This window comes from Pseudomonas sp. URMO17WK12:I7 (genome assembly GCF_003269045.1).
Classification (GTDB): domain Bacteria; phylum Pseudomonadota; class Gammaproteobacteria; order Pseudomonadales; family Pseudomonadaceae; genus Aquipseudomonas; species Aquipseudomonas putida_J.
The window spans coordinates 21378-36383 of record NZ_QLTL01000030.1; the positions used below are offsets into that span (position 1 = coordinate 21378).

The 15006-nt window shown below is 63.1% G+C and carries 14 protein-coding genes and 1 pseudogene; 6 read left to right on the plus strand and 9 right to left on the minus strand.

Going from position 1 to position 15006, the window contains the following annotated elements; genetic code table 11:
• Positions 1-28: 28 nt before the first annotated feature.
• On the minus strand, positions 29-2221 hold the full coding sequence (gene rlmKL / locus H040_RS26630; RefSeq protein ID WP_027919418.1) for a bifunctional 23S rRNA (guanine(2069)-N(7))-methyltransferase RlmK/23S rRNA (guanine(2445)-N(2))-methyltransferase RlmL: 2193 nt from the start codon (positions 2219-2221) through the stop codon (positions 29-31).
• 563 nt (positions 2222-2784) lie between these two features.
• Here rlmKL and rmf point away from each other — a divergent pair.
• Entirely contained in the window at positions 2785-3000 is a 216-nt protein-coding gene (gene rmf / locus H040_RS26635; RefSeq protein WP_079227119.1) for a ribosome modulation factor, read from the plus strand.
• A 96-nt stretch (positions 3001-3096) separates the two neighbouring features.
• Here the strand turns inward: rmf and H040_RS26640 are convergent, their stop codons facing one another.
• A complete protein-coding gene (locus H040_RS26640; RefSeq protein ID WP_027919417.1) occupies positions 3097-4122 on the minus strand; it encodes a quinone-dependent dihydroorotate dehydrogenase in 1026 nt (341 codons plus the stop codon).
• Between the two features lie 127 nt (positions 4123-4249).
• On the opposite strand from H040_RS26640, the gene H040_RS26645 reads away from it, so the two are divergent.
• From H040_RS26645 to cobA, 5 genes are all read left to right on the plus strand, one after another.
• Positions 4250-5452: a CmpA/NrtA family ABC transporter substrate-binding protein gene (locus H040_RS26645; RefSeq protein WP_027919416.1), complete on the plus strand. Its 1203-nt coding sequence runs from the start codon at positions 4250-4252 to the stop codon at positions 5450-5452.
• Positions 5453-5463: 11 nt separating this feature from the next.
• Positions 5464-6039 carry an ANTAR domain-containing response regulator gene (locus H040_RS26650; protein ID WP_027919415.1) on the plus strand — a complete coding sequence of 192 codons (576 nt, stop codon included), beginning with the start codon at positions 5464-5466 and terminating at the stop codon, positions 6037-6039.
• 308 nt (positions 6040-6347) lie between these two features.
• A complete protein-coding gene (locus H040_RS26655) occupies positions 6348-7559 on the plus strand; it encodes a nitrate/nitrite transporter (RefSeq protein ID WP_027919414.1) in 1212 nt (403 codons plus the stop codon).
• Positions 7560-7568: 9 nt separating this feature from the next.
• Positions 7569-9236, plus strand: a complete 1668-nt coding sequence (locus H040_RS26660; protein WP_027919413.1) for a bifunctional protein-serine/threonine kinase/phosphatase — start codon at positions 7569-7571, stop codon at positions 9234-9236.
• 27 nt (positions 9237-9263) lie between these two features.
• Positions 9264-10004 (plus strand): uroporphyrinogen-III C-methyltransferase, encoded by a 741-nt coding sequence (cobA, locus tag H040_RS26665; RefSeq protein WP_027919412.1) that lies wholly within the window; start codon positions 9264-9266, stop codon positions 10002-10004.
• A gap of 80 nt (positions 10005-10084) precedes the next feature.
• On the opposite strand, the gene H040_RS26670 is transcribed toward cobA, so the two are convergent.
• The 7 genes and pseudogenes from H040_RS26670 to H040_RS26700 all read right to left on the minus strand — a co-directional run.
• Complete coding sequence (locus H040_RS26670) at positions 10085-11122, minus strand: OmpA family protein (protein ID WP_027919411.1); 1038 nt, start codon at positions 11120-11122, stop codon at positions 10085-10087.
• Between the two features lie 110 nt (positions 11123-11232).
• The gene (sigX, locus tag H040_RS26675; RefSeq protein ID WP_033696348.1) at positions 11233-11799 is read right to left on the minus strand and encodes an RNA polymerase sigma factor SigX; all 567 of its coding nucleotides are present in this window, start codon (positions 11797-11799) and stop codon (positions 11233-11235) included.
• Between the two features lie 113 nt (positions 11800-11912).
• Positions 11913-12737, minus strand: coding sequence for a mechanosensitive ion channel family protein (locus tag H040_RS26680; RefSeq protein WP_027919410.1), 825 nt, complete (start codon positions 12735-12737; stop codon positions 11913-11915).
• Between the two features lie 2 nt (positions 12738-12739).
• Positions 12740-13003: a hypothetical protein gene (locus tag H040_RS26685; protein WP_027919409.1), complete on the minus strand. Its 264-nt coding sequence runs from the start codon at positions 13001-13003 to the stop codon at positions 12740-12742.
• 93 nt (positions 13004-13096) lie between these two features.
• On the minus strand, positions 13097-14092 hold the full coding sequence (locus H040_RS26690) for a zinc transporter ZntB (protein WP_027919408.1): 996 nt from the start codon (positions 14090-14092) through the stop codon (positions 13097-13099).
• 27 nt (positions 14093-14119) lie between these two features.
• Positions 14120-14611 (minus strand): ribonuclease E activity regulator RraA, encoded by a 492-nt coding sequence (gene rraA, locus H040_RS26695; protein ID WP_027919407.1) that lies wholly within the window; start codon positions 14609-14611, stop codon positions 14120-14122.
• A 215-nt stretch (positions 14612-14826) separates the two neighbouring features.
• A pseudogene (locus tag H040_RS26700) lies at positions 14827-15006 on the minus strand (alpha/beta fold hydrolase); the annotation flags it as partial.

The following is a 15006-nucleotide window of genomic DNA, read 5'->3' on the forward strand; positions in this document are numbered from 1 at the left end:
CATTAGGCACGCAATGCGCCTTGTCGAATTAACGCAACTGCAGGCGCCAGGCGCGATGGATGCGGTTGTTGCGGGCGAAGTCCGGGTCCAGGGTCTGGGCGCTGATTTCTTCGACCGCATAGCGCGTGCTCACATGCTCATCGAGCTGGAACTTGCGGAAGTTGTTCGAGAAATACAGCACGCCACCCGGTGCAAGACGGGCCATGGCCAGGTCGAGCAGTTGCACATGGTCACGCTGAACATCGAACACCCCTTCCATGCGTTTGGAGTTGGAGAAGGTCGGCGGGTCGATGAAGATCAGGTCGTAGCTGTCGCGGTTGCCTTCCAGCCAGGCCATGACATCGCCCTGCTCCAGGCGGTTACGTTCGGAGAAGCCGTTCAGCGACAGGTTGCGCCGCGCCCAGTCCAGGTAGGTTTTCGACAGGTCGACACTGGTGGTGCTGCGCGCACCGCCCTTGGCCGCGTGCACAGTGGCCGTGGCGGTGTAGCAGAACAGGTTGAGGAAGCGCTTGCCGTTGGCCTCGCGCTGGATGCGCATGCGCATCGGGCGGTGGTCGAGGAACAACCCGGTGTCGAGGTAGTCGGTGAGGTTGACCAGCAGCTTCACGCCGCCTTCGTTGACTTCCTGGAAACGCCCTTCGGTCGCCTGGCGCTCGTACTGGCGGGTGCCGCTCTGGCGCTCGCGGCGCTTGAGCACCACACGCTGCGGGTCGATGTTCAATGCCTGGGGGATCGCCGCCAGGGCATCGAGCAGGCGCGCCTGGGCCTTGTCCGGGTCGATCGAGCGCGGGGCCGCGTATTCCTGCACATGCACCCAGTCCTGGTAGAGGTCGACCGCCAAGGCATACTCAGGCATGTCGGCATCGTACAGGCGGTAGCAGTCGACCTGCTCGCGCCGGGCCCACTTGCCAAGCTGCTTGAGGTTCTTTTGCAGGCGGTTGGCGAACATCTGCGCGCCTTCCGACAGGCGTGCCGGCTCGCTCGCTACTGCTGCAGGGCGGCGGGTCTCGCCATTGTCGGCCTGGGCCTCGCGACGCTCGCCGGTGACGAACTGGTCAGGCTGGACCTTGAACAGCAGCAGCTTGCACGGCAGCGCGCCGTTCCAGAAGGCATATTGCTTGTGGCTGCGGATGCCCATGCGCTTGCCCAGCTCCGGGGCTCCGGTGAACACCGCCGCTTCCCAGCCCATGCAGGCCTGGCGCAGGCGCTCGCCAAAGTTCTGGTAGAGGTACAGCAGGCTGGCTTCGTCACCCAGCCGCTCACCGTACGGCGGGTTGCTGATGACCAGGCCTTTCTGGTTCTGGTCCGGGCGCGGCTCGAAGGTGCTGACTTCGCCCTGGTAGATCTTCACCCAGTCACCCAGGCCTGCGCGCTCGACGTTATTGCGCCCTGGCTGGATCAGCCGCGGGTCGGCTTCATAACCGCGAATCCACAGGGGTGGCTTGGCCAGGCCGGCTTGCGCGCGGGCCTGCCCCTCTTCGTGGACCTTGCGCCAAGTCGCCGGTACGTGGCCGAGCCAGGCACTGAAGCCCCAGCGCTCACGCTTGAGGTTGGGCGCGATGTCGGCGGCGATCATCGCCGCCTCCACCAGGAAGGTGCCGACACCGCACATCGGGTCGGCCAGGGCGCCACCTTCAGCGGCAATGCGCGGCCAGCCGGCGCGAATCAGTACCGCTGCCGCCAGGTTTTCCTTCAGCGGCGCGGCGCCTTGCTGCAGGCGATAGCCACGCTGGTGCAGGCTGTGACCGGACAGGTCGAGGGACAGAATCGCTTCGCCGCGATCCAGGCGCAGGTGCACGCGCACATCCGGGTCGACCTTTTCCACCGACGGGCGCAGGCCTTCACGGTTGCGCAGCTTGTCGACGATCGCGTCCTTGACCTTGAGCGCACCGAAATGGGTGTTGTCGATGCCCGAGCCATGGCCGCTGAATTCCACGGCCAGGGTGCCGTCGGCAGCCAGGTGGTCGGCCCAGTCGACGGCGTGCACGCCATCGTAGAGGTCATCGGCGTTCTTCATCGAGAAGCGCTTGAGCACCAGCAACACGCGGTTGGCCAGACGCGACCACAGGCACAGGCGGTAGGCGGTTTCCATGTCGGCGGCGCCGCGAATGGCCGAGGTGTGCTCACGCACATCATCCAGGCCGAGGCCTCGGGCCTCTTCGGCAAGCAGGCCTTCCAGGCCTTTGGGGCAGGTGAGATAGAGTTCGAAACGGTCCGACATGAGTATTCCAGCGCCTTGGGCTATGTAAGTGACGAGGCGACGCATCGCCTTGCCGATGTTTGCCCGAACGCCCTTCCAGCAAGCGTCCGGGTGGCCTTCCCCACTGCTTCATAGCAGCCGGACGGCCGGGCCGCCTGATCGATCAGCCGCTCGCCAGGTGGCAAAAACAGCTTAGATCATCAGGCAGTTCAAATAATTTCGGTCGACTTCGGGGCCAGTGTGACCCTTCGTCGCATTACCAGATATTTCTGTCATTCCCCAGCAACGCTGGCGAAATGACGTCAAGGTTCGGCAAACCCTGATCATAGCGGGCTCAACGTCAAACAAGGTTGAGTCGCATTTATTTACTTATCCCCTCACCCTTGGAAAGGTTACGTGCTTATGACAAATCGATCATTCACACGTTGACCTGCATTCGATAGAACTGGTCTCAGGCCGCTTCGCAACGAGGCGGCACCTTCAGCTCGCCACGCCGGCAGCGAGCGCAAAACCGGCAGAACGACTCTGCCCGGCCTCGGAGAGGCCGACGGGACATTACAGTCAACAAGTGAGGGCAACACCCTATGAGAAGACTTAAGCGTGATCCGTTGGAAAGAGCATATTCACGTGGCTACCAATACGGGGTCACCGGCAAATCCCGCGAACTTTGCCCCTTTACTCTACCTTCAGTTCGCCAAGCCTGGATCAACGGCTGGCGCGAAGGTCGCGGTGATAACTGGGACGGAATGACTGGCACCGCTGGCATCCATAGACTCAACGAAAATCACGCCGTTGGCTGATCGAGGACACTGAATTCGAGTTACCATGCGCGCCCTATCCGGGCGGCGGGCTTCGGCCCAAGGGCCCCTTGAAGGGGCCCTTTTTTATGCCCGCCGTCAGGCCTTGGGCATTGCCGCGATCGCATCCACCGCTTCACGGATCAGCGCTGGCCCCTTGTAGATGAACCCCGAGTAGATCTGCACCAAGCTCGCCCCAGCAGCGATCTTCTCGGCCGCATGACGGCCTTCGGTAATGCCACCGGCGGCGATGATCGGCAGCTTGCCACCCAGCTCACCTGCAAGCACCTTCACAATGTGCGTGCTCTTCTGAAGCACGGGCGCACCCGACAGGCCACCGGCCTCGCCACCATGCTCCAGCGCTTCGACTCCCTCGCGGCTCAGGGTGGTGTTGGTGGCAATCACCGCATCCATTCCCGACTCCATCAGCGCCGAGGCCACCAGCGCGGTTTCCTCGTCGCTCATGTCCGGCGCAATCTTGATCGCCAGCGGCACCCGCTTGCCCTGCTCGGCGGCCAACTGCTCACGGCGCTCGGCCAGGGCATCCAGCAGCTGCTTGAGCGAGTCGCCGAACTGCAGGCTGCGCAGGCCTGGGGTGTTCGGCGAGCTGACGTTGACGGTGACGTAACTGGCCTCGGTATAGACCTTGTTCAGGCAGATCAGGTAGTCGTCGACCGCACGCTCGACCGGGGTATCGAAGTTCTTGCCGATGTTGATGCCCAGCACCCCGTCATAGCGCGCAGCACGCACGCGCTCGAGCAGGTGATCGACGCCCAGGTTGTTGAACCCCATGCGGTTGATGATCGCCGCCGCCTGCGGCAGGCGGAACAGCCGAGGCTTGGGGTTGCCAGGCTGCGGGCGTGGGGTCACGGTGCCGATCTCGACGAAGCCAAAGCCCAGCTGGGCGAAGCCGTCGATGGCCGCGCCGTTCTTGTCCAGGCCCGCCGCAAGCCCTACCGGGTTGGCGAAGTTCAAACCCATCACGGTCACCGGCAGCGCAGCCGGCTGCTTGCACAGCACACCGTTGAGCCCAAGCCGGCCACCGGCGCCGATCAGGTCCAGGGACAGGTCATGGGAGGTTTCCGGGGAAAGCTTGAACAGCAGCTGGCGGGCCAGGGTATACATGGGCGGGCAAGGCTCGGGGTGAGTGAGGCAGCGATTATAGCCAGCGCGCGCCTGGCATGACAGGGGCTTGGCACATGGGTTGCTACTTCGCTTGCCTACAGCCTATTCAGTACGGGCGAGGACCTTTGTGAATACAGCACCTCTCGCCTGGGTAAACGGTAGCGACGCGCCGGAAAAACCCAGCCTCAACATTGGCTACATGGCCCTGACCGATTGCGCCTCGGTGGTGGTCGCCGCCACCCAGGGCTTCGCCCAGCAACAGGGCCTGACGCTCAACCTCAAGCGCCAGGGCTCCTGGGCCGGCTTGCGCGACAAGCTGGCCAGCGGCGAGCTGGATGCCGCCCACTGCCTCTATGGCCTGGTCTACGCGGTGCACCTGGGCATCGGTGGCGTGCCAGCCAGCGACATGGCGGTGCTCATGGGCCTGAACCAGAATGCCCAGGCCATCCACCTGTCGCCAGCCTTGCAGCACAAAGGCGTGACCAGCCCTGAGGCACTGGCGCACCTGGTGCACCAGCATGGCGCACGGCTGACCTTTGCCCAGACCTTCCCCACCGGCACCCACGCCATGTGGCTGTATTACTGGCTGGCCAGCCAGGGTATCCACCCATTGCATGACGTCAGCAGCGTAGTGGTGCCACCCGCTCAGATGGCGGCGCACATCCAGGCTGGGCGCATCGACGGTTTCTGCGTCGGCGAACCCTGGGCCGCTGCCGCCGTCGGCCAAGGCCTGGGCTTCACCCTGGCTACCAGCCAGTCGATCTGGCCCGACCACCCGGAAAAAGTACTGGCCAGCGCTCGCGCCTTCGTCGAACAGTACCCCAATAGCGCACGCGCACTGATCAAGGCGGTGCTCGCCGCCAGCCGGTTCATCGAACAGAGCCCTGAGAACCTGCGCAGCACCGCACAACTGCTCAGCGGTAGCGCCTACCTGGACACACCGCTGGAACATGTCGAACCGCGCCTGCTGGGCAATTATCAGGACGGCCTGGGCAACGCTTGGCACGACCGGCACGCCCTGCGCCTGTACGACCAAGGCCGCGCCAATTGGCCTTATCTGTCGGACGGTATGTGGTTCATGACCCAATTCCGCCGCTGGGGCCTGCTGCACGATGACCCTGACTACCTGGGCGTGGCTCGCCAGGTGCAGCAATTGCAGGTGTACCGCGAGGCCGCCGCGTCGCTCGGCGTGCCATGCCCCGAGTCAGCCATGCGCAGCAGCCTGCTGATCGACGGTGTGCGTTGGGACGGCACTGACCCGTATGCCTATGCCCGCAGCTTCCGCCTGCACGCCCTGGGCGATACGCCCGGTGCCCGGATCGGTTTGTGAGGGGCATCGCCATGCTGCGCATACTGCTGATCGACGATACCCGGAACAAACTTGGCCGTCTCAAGGCCGCTTTGCGCGAAGCGGGCTTCGAGGTGATCGAAGCCCCGGACCTGACCATTGACCTGCCGTCCTGCATCGAAACGGTGCGCCCGGACGTGGTGCTGATTGATACCGACTCCCCCGACCGCGACGTGATGGAACAGGTGGTGCTGGTCAGCCGCGACCAGCCGCGGCCAATCGTGCTGTTCACCGACGAGCACGACCCGGCCGTAATGCGCCAGGCGATCCAGGCCGGGGTCAGCGCCTACATCGTTGAAGGCATTCATGCCGCACGCCTGCAGCCGATCCTCGATGTGGCCATGGCCCGTTTCGAAAGCGACCAGGCGCTCAAGGCCCAGCTGCTGGCCCGCGACCAGCAACTGGCCGAGCGCAAGCGCATCGAGCAGGCCAAGGGGTTGCTGATGAAGATGAAGAACTGCAACGAGGAACAGGCCTACACCCTGATGCGCCGGCAGGCCATGAGCCGGCAGCAGAAGCTCATCCAGGTAGCCGAGCAGATCATCGCCATGCATGAAATGCTCGGCTAGCACCGCAATCGCGCCCCTTGTAGGAGCGGCCTTGTGTCGCGAACGGCTGCTAAGCAGCCCCACAGTCTTCGGGCAAATGCTGAAATAGCCAGGGCTGCTTCGCAGCCGTTCGCGACACAAGGCCGCTCCTACAGGGATCGTGCATGCAAGGCACAGAGTTGGCCCAGCTCTTGCTGAAGATATTCCACCGGTAGCCAACGGCGGTTGCCTCATAAAACTCCCGACAAAGACGTCGCTCCCCCTCCACACCAGTGGACCGGGTAGCGGCGTCTTTTTCGTTTCCGTTGCATTGCCGAGTGAGGTGTTCGATGAGTACCAGCTTCTGGAAATCCGGGCATGTGCCCACGCTGTTCGCCGCGTTCCTGTATTTCGACCTGAGCTTCATGGTCTGGTACCTGCTTGGCCCACTGGCGGTGCAGATCGCCGCCGACCTGCAACTGAGCGCCCAGCAACGCGGCCTGATGGTGGCCACGCCGATTCTCGCTGGTGCGGTGCTGCGTTTCGTCATGGGCGTGCTGGTCGATCGCCTGTCGCCGAAAACCGCCGGCCTGATCGGCCAGGTGATCGTCATCGTCGCCCTCGCCGGCGCCTGGTACCTGGGGGTGCACACCTATGAACAAGCCCTGCTGCTGGGCGTGTTCCTCGGTGTTGCCGGCGCCTCGTTCGCCGTATCGCTGCCACTGGCCTCGCAATGGTACCCGCCACAGCACCAGGGCAAGGCCATGGGTATCGCTGGCGCGGGCAACTCCGGCACGGTGTTCGCCGCCCTGTTGGCGCCCGTGCTGGCTGCTGCGTTCGGCTGGAACAACGTTTTCGGCGTTGCGGTGCTCCCGCTGCTGCTGACCCTGGCGCTGTTCGCCCTGCTCGCCCGCAATGCCCCACAACGGCCCAAGCCGAAGGCCGCAGCCGACTACCTGAAAGCCTTGGGCGACCGTGACAGCTGGTGGTTCATGTTCTTCTACAGTGTCACCTTCGGTGGCTTCATCGGCCTGGCCAGCGCGCTGCCCGGCTATTTCAGTGACCAGTACGCCCTGAGCCCGGTCACCGCTGGCTACTACACCGCCGCCTGCGTGTTCGCCGGCAGCCTGATGCGCCCGCTGGGGGGCGCCCTGGCCGACCGTTTCGGCGGTATCCGCACCCTGCTCGGCATGTACAGCGTGGCCGCCATCTGCATAGCGGCAGTCGGCTTCAACCTGCCGAGCGCTGCAGCGGCCCTGGCGTTGTTCGTCAGTGCCATGCTCGGCCTCGGCGCCGGAAATGGCGCGGTGTTCCAGCTGGTACCGCAACGCTTCCGCCAAGAGATCGGCGTAATGACCGGGCTGATCGGCATGGCCGGTGGCATCGGCGGCTTCCTGCTGGCGGCAGGGCTCGGCGCTATCAAGCAGCATACCGGCGACTATCAGCTTGGCCTGTGGCTGTTCGCCAGCCTTGGCCTGCTCGCCTGGTTCGGCCTGCACGGGGTCAAGCAACGCTGGCGCACCACCTGGGGCTCGGCAGCCGTTACCGCTGCGCGGGTCTGAGGCAGCGCCATGAGCCTGCAACTGAGCTTTGCCCAGGCCAGCGCCACCGGGCCACGCACAGAGAACCAGGACGCCCTGCGCCTGGTCACGCCTGCGCCGGAGCTGGCCGCCAGCAAAGGCTACCTGTTCGCCCTCGCCGATGGCGTCAGCCAGTGTGCCGACGGCGGCCTGGCAGCCCGCGCCAGCTTGCAGGCCCTGGCCATGGACTATTACGCCACCCCCGCCACCTGGGGCGTGGCCCAGGCCCTGGACCGCCTGCTGCTGGCACAGAACCGCTGGCTGCGCGCCCAAGGCAACCAGCCTTTACTGACCACACTGAGCGCCCTGGTCCTGCGAGGGCGCCGCTTCACCCTGGCGCACGTGGGCGATTGCCGGGCCTATCGCTGGCACGCCGGGCACCTGCATTGCCTGAGCGAAGACCACGTCTGGGACCAGCCCGGCATGCAGCACGTGCTAAAGCGCGCGCTGGGGCTGGATCAGCACCTGCTGGTCGACTATCTGGACGGCGAACTGCAGGCCGGCGAATGCTACCTGCTACTCAGCGACGGCGTATGGGCAAGCCTTGGCGACCAACACATCCAGGCCGTGCTGCGCGAGCAGCCCGACCTGCAGTCTGCCGCCGACACCCTGGTTGCCAGCGCCCTGCACAACGGCAGCCAGGATAACGCCAGCGCCTTGCTGGTGCGGGTCGAGCAACTGGGCACAGCCAACCTCGGCGACACCCTGGTGCAACTGCAGCAGTGGCCATTGCCGGGCCCGCTGCGTGACGCCCAGATGATCGATGGTTGGCAGGTCGAAACGCGCCTGGCGCACAGCCGCCAGTCACTGCTCTACCGTGTGCGTGACGCGCAGGGCCAACCATGGCTGCTGAAGACTTTACCCGAGGACCGCGAACAGGAACCGGGCGCCGCTCAAGCCCTGCTGCTGGAGGAATGGTTCCTGCGCCGGGTCGCAGGCCGTCACTTTCCCGAGCTGCATGCCGCAGGCCGGCGTCAACACCTGTACTACGTGATGCGCGAACACAGTGGCAGAACCCTCGCGGCGCACTTCGCCGAAAATGGCCCGTTACCGCTGGCACAGTGGATGGAGGTCGCCCGCCAGCTGCTGCAAGCGGTCGGCGTACTGCACAGGCGCAATCTGCTGCACCGCGACATCAAGCCCGACAACCTGCACCTGGGTGATGACGGCCAGCTGCGCCTTCTGGACTTCGGCCTGGCGTATTGCCCCGGTCTCTCCCAGGACCCGCTGCACGAGCTGCCAGGCACGCCTTCGTTCATCGCTCCGGAAGCCTTCGAAGGCCAACCGCCCAGCCCACGGCAGGACCTGTACGCGGCGGGCGTCACGCTCTATCACCTGCTGACCGGGCACTACCCCTACGGCGAGATTGAAGCGTTCCAGCGCCCACGCTTCGGCCAGGCGGTCAATGCCTCACGCTATCGCCCCGACCTGCCCGAATGGCTGCAGCACAACCTTCAGCAATCCGTGGCAGCGGACCCGTCACAACGCTTTGAAACCGCTGAGCAGTGGCTACTGCTGCTCGAACGCGGTGACCGCCAGGAACTGCCCAACCGCCCACGCCCGCTGCTTGAGCGCGAGCCGTTGAAAGTCTGGCGAACGCTGGCCCTGCTATCGCTGTTGTTCAACCTGTTACTGCTGTTCGCCCTGCTCAGGGGCTGAATGTGCCTTGCCGATGAGGAAACACTGATGAATGCAAAAGTCTGGCTGGTCGGTGCCGGCCCTGGCGACCCTGAACTGCTCACGCTCAAGGCCGTGCGCGCACTGCAACAGGCCGAAGTGGTGATGATCGACGACCTGGTCAACCCGGCCGTACTGGAGCACTGCCCGCACGCCAGGGTAATTGCAGTGGGCAAGCGCGGCGGCTGCCGTTCCACGCCACAGGCCTTCATCCAGCGCTTGATGCTGCGCCATGCACGGCAGGGGCGTTGCGTGGTGCGGCTCAAGGGCGGTGACCCGTGCATCTTTGGCCGGGGCGGCGAGGAGGCACTGTGGCTGCAAGGCCATGGCATCGACGTGGAACTGGTCAACGGCATTACCGCAGGCCTGGCCGGAGCCACCCAGTGCGGGATCTCGCTGACCTCGCGCGGGGTCAGCCGAGGGGTGACGCTGGTGACCGCGCACACCCAGGATGACAGCGAACTGAATTGGGCAGCACTGGCCCAGGGCGGCACGACCCTGGTGATTTACATGGGCGTGGCGCGGCTTGAGCAGATCCGCCGGGGGCTGCTGGAGGGCGGCATGGCGCCGGGGATGCCGGTGGCGATGATCGAGAATGCGTCGTTGCCACAGCAGCGGGAGTGTCGCAGCGATGTATCGCGAATGGTCGAGGATGCTCGGGCGTTCGGACTGAGCAGCCCGGCAATTCTGGTGATCGGCGAAGTGGTTAGGGCGCAGGTGATGAAGGCATGGGCGGCAATGGCTGGGTAATGCCAGCACAGACAAAAAAGAAAACCCAGGCAAAGAAAAACCCGGCCGAGGCCGGGTTTTTCATTGAAGCTTCAGACCAATTACTTGGCCTGGGCTTCTACCTGAGCTTCAACGCGACGGTTGATAGCACGGCCTTCTTCGGTGGCGTTGTCGGCAACCGGACGGGTTTCGCCGTAGCCAACCGAGTCAACACGGCTGGATTCTACGCCGTACTGCTGGGTCAGGACCTGCTTCACAGCGTTGGCACGACGCTCGGACAGCTTCTGGTTGTAAGCGTCTGGGCCGACGGAGTCAGTGTGACCTTCAACCACGGTGGTGGTTTGTGGGTACTGCTTCATGAAGTCAGCCAGGTTCTTGATGTCGCCGTAGCTGTTTGGCTTGACGACCGACTTGTCGAAGTCGAACTTGACGTCCAGCTCAACGCGAACGACTTCGGCAACAGCCGGGCAGCCATCAGCATCAACGGTAACGTTGGCTGGGGTGTCTGGGCACTTGTCGACGTTGTCGCAAACACCGTCGTTGTCGGAGTCGGAGCAGACTTCGGCAACTGGAGCAGGCGCTGCAGCAACTTTGCCACCGCTACCACCGAAGTTCAGACCAACACCAACGGTTGGACCCCACTCGGTGTTGCCGTTATCGATGTTGTACATGGCTTCTACGCCGGCACGGGCGAAGAACATGTCGGTGATGTACCACTTGGCGCCAGCGCCAACGTTGGCGAAGGTGGAGTGGTCACGGCCGTTACGCGTGGCCTGGCCCAGGCTCTCGTGAGCGAAACCAGCGGAAACGTACGGACGCAGAGCGTCGCCGACGGTACCGAAGTGGTAGGTAGCGTCCAGCTTGGCCTTGGAACCTTTGATGTCCTTGTTGAAGACTTCGCCACGAGCGTTGTGAGTCTCGTTGTAGCCCAGGTCCAGGGATACGTCGTCAGTCAGGAAGTAACCCAGACGAACACCAGGATTGGTGCCGTCGTTCTTGAAGTTACGCTCGCTGTCGTAGTACTGCTTGGTCACGTTGCCTTCGATTTCGACCGCGCCCTGGCCTTGAGCCATAACGCCGAACGAAGTAGCTGCGACGAGCGAGCCAATGGCCAAGCCCAAGGTGTTTTTCAATTTCATCCGTTAAATCCCCATCTGGTGATAGTTAAGCAGTCCCACCAACATCCGGGGGACAACTCGACGGCAAGTCTAGCAGAACTCACCGATCCGTTAGAGATATTTACAAGGGACTAAGTTTCATCCAGACCTGCAAATTTCTCACGAAGCTTGTCTAGCGCGCGCTTGTAGCGCATTTTCGTCGCGCTCAGGCCCATGTGCATGATATCGGCGATTTCCTGGAATTCCAGTTCTGCGACAAAGCGCAACACCAGAATTTCCCGATCGATCGGGTTCACATGCACCAGCCACTTGTCCAGCCCGCCTTTTTCTTCCGGTTTCGGAGCCTTCTCTTCCGACGCCTCTTCTACAGGGTCCAGGCTCAAGGCATCCATCAACCGGCGTTTACGACGCTCCTTGCGGTACTGGGTAATGCATTCGTTGTAGGTAATGCTGTAGAGCCAGGTCTTGAACTTGGATTTGCCCTCGAAGTTCTTCAGACCGTACAGCACCTTCAGCATCACTTCTTGACAGACATCATCAGCATCGCGGTCGTTCCCCAGATAACGCGCACAGACGTTGAACAGGGTCCGCTGATAGCGCCGCATGAGCTCCTCATAGGCGCGGGTTACGTGATACAGCTCCTCATGCGAACGCGCCACCAACTCCTCGTCGGTGAGTTCGCGGGGGTCATAACGCATGGGCGGCGAATGAACTTTATTCAAAACGGATCTGGCCGACAGTCAGGTCAATGTCGCCGCTCAGCCCCTTTGGGCTGATTTCGCGGCGGCATACATTAACAGCTTTTGTGCGGTTAGCGGCTATTGACTCGCTGCTCGAGGAGCACGCGATTGGACAGCGACACCAGTTCGCCATCATCGGTCAACAGCGTCGTCTTGACCGTGCCGATCTCTTCGATCATTCCTTCAACCTCTCCAATCCGCACCTGCTGGCCGACCTGGTAGAGTTCGCGAACGTAGATGCCGGCCAGGATCTGCCCGGCGATTTCGCGGCTGCCAAGGCCCATCGCAAGCGCAACGGCCAGACCAACGGTAATCAGCCCAATGACGATCACGTGGTTGAGCAGGTCGGTCTTGACCTCGAGCTGGCTGATCGCCACCGAGATGCTGATGATGATCACCAGGCCCTGAGTGATGCGCCCCAGGCCTGCGGAGTATTCCAGGCCGATACCTTCGGCAGCGCCACGCACCAAGCCGTTGGCAACCTGCGCCAGCAGCACGCCGGCCAGCAGCACCAGCGCTGCGCCAAAGACCTTGGGCAGGTAAAGGGCGAGCATGTCGAGGGTTGCCGAAACACGCTCCAGGCCCAACGATTCAGCGGCCGATACCAGGAAGATCAGCAACACGAACCAGTACACGACCTTGCCAATCAGGGTCGAGATCGGCACCTGGATGCCGACCCGGCCAAGCATCTTGGTCAGCCCGGTGCCGGCCATCAGGCGGTCAAGGCCGACTTTGGCCAGAAGCTTGGAAAGCAGTGTGTCAAGCAGCTTGGCCACCACGAAACCGAGCAGCACCACGACCAGCGCGCCGAACAGGTTAGGGATGAAGTTCGCTACCTTGGTCCATAGGGCGGTCATCGCAGTGACCAGGCTCTGGGTCCAGAGATCGAGTTCCATATTCAATCGGCCTTATCTGCTTTGCTGCCATCTGCAGCGTTGCGGGTAGAGTGTCGACGCACCGGCGCAACGTGCGCCGAGCCATTGTTCACGGCGATCAGCAACGCCTGGCTCCAGCGGCCAAGCAGGCTGAACAGATCACCGGCGCCGACCTGGCGGTTGGCGGTTTTGAGCACGCGACCCAGGCACGCGGCATCGTCTCGCTCCTCACCGGAGGGCGACGCATTGAGCAGGTCACGCAGGGATTGTTCAAACGGATCGTGCATGGGCACCTCGCGCAGTATCAGTCAGAGACGAGACGGCCGGGCGACGGGTCACACATCGCACAGGGGCGGATGTTTCAAGATAACGCGGCAACGTCATACCCAGCGCAACCGCCGGAACAACCACCACTGCCCCACCGCCAGGGCCAGCACGACAATGCAGGCCAGCAGGAAACCGTATGGGTTGCTCGCCCCCGGAATGCCGCCGACGTTGATGCCGAGCAGCCCGGTGATAAAGCTCATGGGCAGGAAGATACAGGTGATGATGCCGAAGCGGTACATGGTCCGGTTCATTCGTTCGCTGCGCCGGCGGTCTTCGCTTTCCAGCACCAGCGCTGCGCGCTCGCGGGTCAGTTCGAGCTCTTCGAGGTAGCGGATCAGGCTGTTGTTCAGCTCGTTCCAGTAATCGGCGTCGGCATCGCAAGACCAGCTCCATTTGCTGCGCGACAGCTGGGCATAGATATCCCGCTGGGGCGCCAGGAACCGGCGCAAGCCCGCAGCGCGCCGACGGATCTGCTGCAAGCTGCCTTGCTCAGGGGTATACCGTTCGTCGGATTCAACCTTTTCTTCTTCAAGGTCGACCAGTTCGGAGAGGTCGCTGACCAGGCTCTGGACCTTTTCGGTCAGCAACTCACCCATCAACAGTAACAGTTCGGACGCGGATTTCGGCCCCCTGCCCTCTTCCAATTGCTGCAGGACTTCATCACTGGCACGCAATGGCCGCAAGCGCAGCGAAATCACCCGCTGCGCCTGGGCATGAATGCGTACCGAGACCATGTCTTCGGGCTCGGCCCCCGGGTTGAGGTTGACCCCACGCAGGAACAACAGCAGCTGCTCCCCCGGCTGCGGCAATAACCGTGGCCGGGTGTTTTCCTCCAGCAGCAGGTCACAGGCAAACTCGCTCAGGCCGCTGTCATGCAACAGCCAGGTGCGGGTTTGCGGATGACTGCGGTCCCAGTGCAGCCACAGGCTTTCCTGAGGCTGCAACTGCAAGCCGTCCAGCTCGGTCCGGGCAATCGAACGCGCGCCACCTTCACCATCGAGCACCAGGGCATGCACCAGCCCCCACTGCGCGTTGTCTTCCTCGAACATCAAAGCTCCATCAGCGCGTACTGCGCATCACTCCGGCATTTTCAGCGGGTTTGGCGAGATGATCACGCCGTTGTTGTCGGCGTACAGGTATTCATTCGGGCGGAAGGTCACTCCGGCAAAGGTCACGGCCACGTTCAGGTCGCCGATACCGCGCTTGTCGGTTTTCATCGGGTGGCTGGCCAGGGCTTGCACACCCACATCGGTCTGGATCAGCACGTCGACGTCACGCACGCAGCCATAGATCACCAGGCCTTCCCAGCCATTTTTCGCAGCCTTCTCCGCGAGCATGTCACCGAGCAGGGCACGGCGCAGCGAGCCTCCCCCGTCGACCACCAGGACCTTGCCCTTGCCATCGAGCTCGACCTGCTCCTTGACCAGCGAATTGTCTTCGAAACACTTGATGGTGACGATCTGGCCACCGAAGGAATCACGGCCACCGAAGTTGCTGAACATCGGTTCCAGCACCTGAACCAGGTCCGGGTAGGCGTCACACAGGTCGGGCGTTACGTAATGCTGCATGGGAAGCTCCTGTCAGTCACAACGAAAGCGGTTATCGGCCAAGGCTACACCGTAGAAGCCGTCGCAGTCATCCGGGACCGGACGGTCATGTTTCGCCTGTTCTGGCCTCTTCGCGGGTAAACCCGCTCCCACAGAGACTGCACAGCCCTTCAGAGCGGTGCTACCCCTGTGGGAGCGGGTTTACCCGCGAAGAGGCCAGAACAGGCGAGACTGATTCAGCCAACAGGTACAGGCTCGCGCATCACCGTCGACTCATGCACCGGCAGCAGCGGGTCGCGCAACCAGCGCTCCACCAACGGCCAGACCTGCGCCTGTGCCGCCTTGCTCACCAGCATGTCGACATGCCCAAAGGCCTCGAAGCCTTCTTCGCGCCCCAGGCGCAGGAACTGCTTGCG

Coding starts and splice junctions, on each gene's coding strand:
- rlmKL (WP_027919418.1), bottom strand. CDS start 2,221: ATGTCGGACCGTTTCGAACTCTATCTCACCTGCCCCAAAGGCCTGGAA.
- rmf (WP_079227119.1), top strand. CDS start 2,785: ATGAGAAGACTTAAGCGTGATCCGTTGGAAAGAGCATATTCACGTGGC.
- H040_RS26640 (WP_027919417.1), bottom strand. CDS start 4,122: ATGTATACCCTGGCCCGCCAGCTGCTGTTCAAGCTTTCCCCGGAAACC.
- H040_RS26650 (WP_027919415.1), top strand. CDS start 5,464: ATGCTGCGCATACTGCTGATCGACGATACCCGGAACAAACTTGGCCGT.
- H040_RS26655 (WP_027919414.1), top strand. CDS start 6,348: ATGAGTACCAGCTTCTGGAAATCCGGGCATGTGCCCACGCTGTTCGCC.
- H040_RS26660 (WP_027919413.1), top strand. CDS start 7,569: ATGAGCCTGCAACTGAGCTTTGCCCAGGCCAGCGCCACCGGGCCACGC.
- cobA (WP_027919412.1), top strand. CDS start 9,264: ATGAATGCAAAAGTCTGGCTGGTCGGTGCCGGCCCTGGCGACCCTGAA.
- H040_RS26670 (WP_027919411.1), bottom strand. CDS start 11,122: ATGAAATTGAAAAACACCTTGGGCTTGGCCATTGGCTCGCTCGTCGCA.
- sigX (WP_033696348.1), bottom strand. CDS start 11,799: ATGCGTTATGACCCCCGCGAACTCACCGACGAGGAGTTGGTGGCGCGT.
- H040_RS26680 (WP_027919410.1), bottom strand. CDS start 12,737: ATGGAACTCGATCTCTGGACCCAGAGCCTGGTCACTGCGATGACCGCC.
- H040_RS26685 (WP_027919409.1), bottom strand. CDS start 13,003: ATGCACGATCCGTTTGAACAATCCCTGCGTGACCTGCTCAATGCGTCG.
- H040_RS26690 (WP_027919408.1), bottom strand. CDS start 14,092: ATGTTCGAGGAAGACAACGCGCAGTGGGGGCTGGTGCATGCCCTGGTG.
- rraA (WP_027919407.1), bottom strand. CDS start 14,611: ATGCAGCATTACGTAACGCCCGACCTGTGTGACGCCTACCCGGACCTG.